This is a genomic window from Paenibacillus sp. UNC496MF (assembly GCF_900113915.1).
Taxonomy (GTDB): domain Bacteria; phylum Bacillota; class Bacilli; order Paenibacillales; family Paenibacillaceae; genus Paenibacillus_Z; species Paenibacillus_Z artemisiicola.
Genome location: NZ_FORE01000033.1, coordinates 1 through 6,040 on the forward strand (window position 1 = coordinate 1; position 6,040 = coordinate 6,040).

5 protein-coding genes and 11 tRNA genes are annotated in these 6,040 nt (G+C 58.1%); 3 read left to right on the plus strand and 13 right to left on the minus strand.

Going from position 1 to position 6,040, the window contains the following annotated elements; genetic code table 11:
* Positions 1-156: 156 nt before the first annotated feature.
* Positions 157-795 carry a GntR family transcriptional regulator gene (locus BMZ79_RS33335; protein ID WP_090649553.1) on the minus strand — a complete coding sequence of 213 codons (639 nt, stop codon included), beginning with the start codon at positions 793-795 and terminating at the stop codon, positions 157-159.
* Between the two features lie 120 nt (positions 796-915).
* Here BMZ79_RS33335 and BMZ79_RS33340 point away from each other — a divergent pair, with 120 nt between their 5' ends.
* The 3 genes from BMZ79_RS33340 (at position 916) to BMZ79_RS33350 (ending at position 3,908) form a co-directional block, all read left to right on the plus strand.
* Positions 916-1,551, plus strand: coding sequence for a GntR family transcriptional regulator (locus tag BMZ79_RS33340; protein ID WP_177222476.1), 636 nt, complete (start codon positions 916-918; stop codon positions 1,549-1,551).
* A gap of 227 nt (positions 1,552-1,778) precedes the next feature.
* Entirely contained in the window at positions 1,779-2,300 is a 522-nt protein-coding gene (locus tag BMZ79_RS33345; protein ID WP_090649555.1) for a PadR family transcriptional regulator, read from the plus strand.
* Positions 2,301-2,366: 66 nt separating this feature from the next.
* The gene (locus tag BMZ79_RS33350) at positions 2,367-3,908 is read left to right on the plus strand and encodes a DHA2 family efflux MFS transporter permease subunit (protein WP_256253321.1); all 1,542 of its coding nucleotides are present in this window, start codon (positions 2,367-2,369) and stop codon (positions 3,906-3,908) included.
* A gap of 186 nt (positions 3,909-4,094) precedes the next feature.
* Here BMZ79_RS33350 and BMZ79_RS33355 read toward each other — a convergent pair whose 3' ends face one another.
* From BMZ79_RS33355 to BMZ79_RS33410, 12 genes are all read right to left on the minus strand, one after another.
* A complete protein-coding gene (locus BMZ79_RS33355; protein ID WP_090649557.1) occupies positions 4,095-4,664 on the minus strand; it encodes a xanthine phosphoribosyltransferase in 570 nt (189 codons plus the stop codon).
* A gap of 259 nt (positions 4,665-4,923) precedes the next feature.
* Positions 4,924-5,000, minus strand: a tRNA-Pro gene (locus tag BMZ79_RS33360).
* Between the two features lie 25 nt (positions 5,001-5,025).
* Positions 5,026-5,102, minus strand: a tRNA-Arg gene (locus tag BMZ79_RS33365).
* Positions 5,103-5,105: 3 nt separating this feature from the next.
* A tRNA-Gly gene (locus BMZ79_RS33370) sits at positions 5,106-5,180 on the minus strand.
* A 29-nt stretch (positions 5,181-5,209) separates the two neighbouring features.
* Positions 5,210-5,289 (minus strand) — tRNA-Leu (locus BMZ79_RS33375).
* A 29-nt stretch (positions 5,290-5,318) separates the two neighbouring features.
* A tRNA-Lys gene (locus BMZ79_RS33380) sits at positions 5,319-5,394 on the minus strand.
* Between the two features lie 87 nt (positions 5,395-5,481).
* Positions 5,482-5,558, minus strand: a tRNA-Asp gene (locus BMZ79_RS33385).
* A gap of 39 nt (positions 5,559-5,597) precedes the next feature.
* Positions 5,598-5,674, minus strand: a tRNA-Met gene (locus BMZ79_RS33390).
* Positions 5,675-5,695: 21 nt separating this feature from the next.
* Positions 5,696-5,771: transfer RNA gene (locus tag BMZ79_RS33395), tRNA-Val, on the minus strand.
* A gap of 9 nt (positions 5,772-5,780) precedes the next feature.
* Positions 5,781-5,855 (minus strand) — tRNA-Glu (locus BMZ79_RS33400).
* A gap of 12 nt (positions 5,856-5,867) precedes the next feature.
* Positions 5,868-5,955: transfer RNA gene (locus BMZ79_RS33405), tRNA-Ser, on the minus strand.
* Between the two features lie 8 nt (positions 5,956-5,963).
* Positions 5,964-6,039 (minus strand) — tRNA-Asn (locus tag BMZ79_RS33410).
* Between the last annotated feature and the right edge of the window lies 1 nt (position 6,040).

Sequence of the window (6,040 nt, forward strand, 5' to 3'; positions counted from 1 at the left end):
CATTCGCCTGCTTCGGGAGCATAAGATTGGTTTGCGTAAGGCGATTGGTTTGCGTTCACTGTCGCAAGACAGGGAATGCAGCATTCGCCTGCTTCTTCGAATCGGGAATGCAGCATTCGCCTGATTCGGAGCATAGCTAGAACACTACAACACTCTCTAAAACATAATCTTCTTCACGTACTCGATATGCGCTTCGATCAGCCGCTCCGTCAGCGCGGGATCCCGGCCGGCAAGCGCCTCCCGGATCCGGCGGTGCTCGTCGATGCTGCCAAGCAGCCGGCGCCTGTTCCGGGCGAAGGTCATCCGGACGGCGAGCAGGAACTTGTCCTGGATCCGCGACATCACGTCCGTGTACGCCTCGTTATCGAGCCCGGCGACGATCATCGCGTGGAATTCGCGGTCCAGCTCCACGTAGCGGGACACGTCGTCCGCCCGGATCGCCTCGTCCTGCAGCGCGATATTGTCGTCCAGCCGGCGAAAGAACGCCGCGTCCATCCGGCCCGTCAGCTTCCGGGCGGCGTACGTCTCGAGCGACAGCCGAAGCTCGTAGAACTCGAGAATTTTTTTTAGCGACAGCTCCTGCACGAACGCCCCTTGCTTCGGCGCCAGCTTCACGAGCCCCATCATGTCCAGCCGATCGAGCGCCGAACGGATCGGCGTCTTGCTCATGCTGAGCAGCTCGCTCAAGAACGTCTCCGACAAAAACGTGCCGCCCGGCCACTCGCCGTTCACGATATGCCGTTTCATCGTTTGAAACGCCCGTTCCCGCAGCGTGACGCCGCCTTGCTTGTCCATCCGCTTCTCCTTTCCCCGCGGGCGCGTATCCCGCCGCCGCTTGCAGCGTCTTGGCCGTCCGGCCGCCTATTCCTGTGCTATACTTCTTACCATCAGATGCTTCCGAAGGAGGGGCTGCCCATGAGCCCGCGATCGCTTCGCGATCAAGCCTATCATATCATCTACGAACGGATAGCGTCAGGCGCGCTGCCGAAGGGGGACATCACGTCCGAGGTCAAGCTGAGCGCCGAGCTGGACATGAGCCGGACGCCGGTCCGCGCCGCGCTGCAGCAATTGGAAAAGGAAGGCTTCGTCCGCATCGTCCCGAAGCACGGCGTGCTGGTGCTCGACGCGTCGGCCCAGCGAACCGGCGATCTGCTCGAGCTGATGGCCGCCGCGGTGCTCTTTACCGTCGGTCAGGTCCGCAGGCGGGATCCGGATGCGCTCGGGGAGCTGGCGGACGAGCTGAGCGAACGCATGCATGCCGAGTTGGCGGAAACCGATTCCGAAACGGCGACCGGCGGCCTGTGCGCGTTCGAGCTGTTCGCCCTGCGCCGCATCGTCGCGCTCGGCTTCAATCAGGAGATGATGGAGACGTTGGACCGCAGCGCCTCCCGTCTCCTATGGCACCGCTCCTGCCGGCGCTGGGCGGGGCCGCACCGCGAAGAAGCCGAAGCCGCGCTGCGGCAGCTGCTCCTTCGGCTGCCCGCGCACGGCGAGGCGTTCCCCGACGCGCTGCAGCGTTATGTGCGCCTGCTGAAAATGACCTGGGCGTAACGGCCTCGCCAGGGCCAAATCGCCCGCAGGCATGTCCGGCATCATCGTCCACTTAGCGTTGGTCCCGCAACAGCCGCACAAAAAAAGCATCCTCGCCTGCGCGAGGATGCCTTTTTCAGCCCTTTTTTATATATCGTCATTTTATATATTGACTCGATATATGCTGTTGCGATATATTGGTTCCAACGAACCAGACACTTACACTACCGGGGAGGCCGCATCGACTCATGAACAGTCAAGATGTCATTTTAGGACTGCTGCACCGCCAGCCGCGGTCCGGCTACGAAATCAAACAGATGCTCGAAATGCCGCTGTCCTTTTTCTTCGACGCCAGCTTCGGCACGATTTATCCGACGCTCGCGAAGCTCGAGACGCAGGGTTTCATCGCGAAGGAAAGCGTCATCCAAGAAGGGCGGCCGAACAAAAACGTCTATTCGCTGACCGATGCCGGACGGGCCCAATTTCAGGCGTATTTGGAGTCGCCGGTAGAAAAGGACGTCTTTCGCTCGGACTTTCTCGTTCGGATGTTCTTCGGCGAGTACATGGACGGCGATACGCTGATCGATTGGGTACGCGACGAGATCCGCAAGTCGGAGGAGGACGGCAAGCAGATCCGGCTCATGCAGGAGCAGCTGCCCCCGGGACTTCCGCCGGCGAAGACGCTATGCCTGGACATCGGAGCGGAGCTGAACGCGGCCAAAACCCGAACGCTGCAGGAAACGCTGCGAAAGCTGACGGAGCTGAGCTAACGCTAGCGCAAGTACGCGCAATAAACATCGTCCCGATTCAAACGTCAAAACGAAGGAGAGAGCAATTTGACCGTATCCAAAGCATCCAAACATACGGGACTGATCGTCCTGTCCATGGCGCTCGGCCTGCTGATGGCGTCGCTCGACAACACGATCGTGTCCGCCAGCGTCAACAAGGTCATCGCCAACATCGGCGGCTTCGATAAAATTTCGTGGGTATTCACCGCCTACATGCTCGCGGCGACGAGCACGATGCTCATTTTCGGCAAGCTGTCCGACTTGTTCGGGCGCAAAAAGTTTTACCTCATCGGCATCGCCTTGTTCCTGATCGGCTCGGCCCTGTGCGGCATGGCGCAAACGATCGATCAATTGATCTGGTTCCGCGTCATCCAGGGTGTCGGCTCGGGCTCGGTGTTTCCGATTTCCTTTTCGATTATCTTTACCTTGTTCGGCGATCCTAAACAAGCCGCCAAGCTGTCCGGCGTCATGGGCGCCGTGTTCGGCCTGTCGTCCGTCGCCGGTCCTCAGCTCGGCACGCTCATCTCGGAGCATTTCAGCTGGCGCTGGTGCTTCTACGTCAACCTGCCGATCGGACTCGCGTCCATGACCGTGCTCCTCATCGCTCTTCGCGAATCGAAGGCCGAACGCAAACCGAGCATCGACTACCTCGGCGCGCTGCTGCTGGTCGTAACGACCGTCTCCGTCCTGCTCGCCTTGGAGTCGGGAGGCAAAGACTACGCATGGGCATCGTGGCAAATCATCGGTCTGTTCGCGCTCGGCGCGGTCGGCGCGGCCTTGTTCCTACGGGTCGAATCGAAAGCGGAAGAGCCGATGCTGCCGCTTGCGATTTTCAAAAACCGACTTGTGCTCGGCACCAGCTTGCTCTGCTTCTGCCAAGGATTCATCATGTTCTCGGCCATCACGTACCTCCCGCTGTATGCGTCGAGCGTGCTCGGCAAAGCGAATTCGAACGGCGTGCTGACGCCAATGATGGCCTCCTTGATCGGCGGCGCCATTCTGGCGGGCTTCATCGCGGCAAAGTTTCGGTTCCGCACGATCATGGCCGCCAACATGGTGCTCGGCGTCCTCGCCTCCGTTCTGCTCATGAACCTTTCGCCCGATATGCCGTATTGGCAGGTGATCGGGATCATGATCTTGCTTGGCCTCGGCGTCATCGGTCCGCTGATGAGCATGGCCCAGAACGCCGTCGCGATGTCCGTCGACCGAAAATACATCGGCATCTCGTCCTCCGTCGTCGGCTTTTGGCGCAATATCGGCGGGGTCATGGGCGCTTCCATCATGGCGGTACTCGTAAACGCAAGCTTGAAGGATTCCTCGCTCGAAGCGATCGACAAATTCAATATTCCAGCTGATCAGGCGGCGAACCTGACCAATCCGGAAACCGTGCTTCGCGGCGCGGCGCAAATGCCGGCCGATCTGCTCGCCTTCATGCGAAACGGCATCGGCGCCGCCATCAGCCACGGCTTCATCCTGTCGCTCATCGTCATGGCAGCTGGAGCACTCATCGCCCTGACCGTCGGCGGCGCGCGGCTGCAAAAGAAGCCCGATGCGGACGGCGAACAGCCGGCCGTCGCCCATTCGGCGTAACAATGCTTGCAATCCTGCAAGCCCCATTAACGCAAAAAGGTTCCTGCCACCAAGCAGGAACCTTTTTTCGTAGCCTATGCGATTGCTTCCTGCTTACCTTCACGCCGCCGTCGAATGACGGTAAGCGAGAGACATACACGAGGATGACTCCACACGCTAAAATCTTAATCCTTCTCGCGGCTAGCGTCAGACAAACAAAACCTCGCCGTCTTCGAGCGATGCGATACGCGCAAGCGACTCCACGCGAAAGCCCTGCTCCGCCAGCTTCCCGCGCCCGGGTTGAAACGATTTCTCGATTACGATGCCGATTCCGGCGACCTCGGCGCCCGCTTGAAGTACGATGCGGGCCATGCCGAGCGCCGCCTCCCCATTGGCGAGAAAATCGTCGATGATGAGCACACGGTCCGCCGGCGTCAGAAACTTCCGCGATACCGTTACTTCGCTTTCTTCCTGTTTCGTATACGAATAAATCCGTTCCGTGTACAAGTCCTCCCGCAGCGTCAGCGATTTGCGTTTGCGTGCAAATACCATCGGCACCTGCAGCCGCAGCGACGTCATAACGGCCGGGGCAATGCCGGATGACTCGATCGTCATGATCTTCGTCACGCCGCTCTCCGCGAACAGCTCTCCGAACGTCCGTCCGATTTCGAACATCAGCCCCGCGTCCACCTGGTGGTTCAGAAACGTATCGACTTTCAGCACGCCGCCGTCCAGCACGACGCCTTCTTGTTTGATCTTTTGGTGCAACAGCTCCACATCAACGCATCCCTTCGCGATCGTTTTCAGCTAATCTTCATTTTCTTTCATTTTTCTTCAAAATTCAACCGGCGCTAAAAAACCTCCCCTTTCTCCGAAACTCCCGTTTCCTCAGAAAGGCGCTCGTTCGCGTCACGCGTTCAGTTCTTTCGCTCTTACATGGCGCCGCACATTACTTCCCTAGTCATAACCCGGCACGAAAATGAATGCTAAACAACAAAAAACTCCTTGCATACCACAAGGAGTTGACAGATAAGGATGGTCGGGATGACACGATTCGAACATGCGACCCCCTGGTCCCAAACCAGGTGCTCTACCAAGCTGAGCTACATCCCGTTAATGCTGATGCTGTTTAGAAAAATGGCGTGCCCTGAGAGATTCGAACTCCCGACCTTTTGATTCGTAGTCAAATGCTCTATCCAGCTGAGCTAAGGGCACACATGGAGCGGAAGACGGGAATCGAACCCGCGACCCTCGCCTTGGCAAGGCGATGCTCTACCGCTGAGCCACTTCCGCGAATTTGCGTATTCGTTTTTGGAATAAAATGCGCGTAGAGGGACTTGAACCCCCACGGTCTCCCGCCAGATCCTAAGTCTGGTGCGTCTGCCAATTCCGCCATACGCGCGCATTCGAATCATTTTCGCAAAGCGAAAATGGTGAGCCATGTAGGACTCGAACCTACGACACCCTGATTAAAAGTCAGGTGCTCTACCAACTGAGCTAATGGCTCGCATGCAAATGTTGCCGGTGACGAGCCGACTTGAGAACCTTCAATCGCTTTGACGGCGATAAAACATGCAAGAGCTTGTACAAATAATGGCGGAGCCGACGGGATTCGAACCCGCGGTCTCCTGCGTGACAGGCAGGCATGTTAGGCCTCTACACCACGGCTCCACACTAAAAAGAGTGCATCGGCGATTTGCCGATAATAATTGGTTGCGGGGGCAGGATTTGAACCTGCGGCCTTCGGGTTATGAGCCCGACGAGCTACCGAGCTGCTCCACCCCGCGTCATTAGAAAGGGTACCATTATGGTGGAGGCTGAGGGGATCGAACCCCCGACCCTCTGCTTGTAAGGCAGATGCTCTCCCAGCTGAGCTAAGCCTCCAAAATAGGATGGTGACCCGTAGGGGACTCGAACCCCTGTTACCTCCGTGAAAGGGAGGTGTCTTAACCACTTGACCAACGGGCCTTATGAAACGAACGGAGAAGGAGGGATTCGAACCCTCGCACCACTTACGCAGTCTAACCCCTTAGCAGAGGGTCCCCTTGAGCCACTTGGGTACTTCTCCAAGAGAAATGGCTCCCCGAACAGGACTCGAACCTGTGACAACTCGATTAACAGTCGAGTGCTCTACCAACTGAGCTATCAGGGAA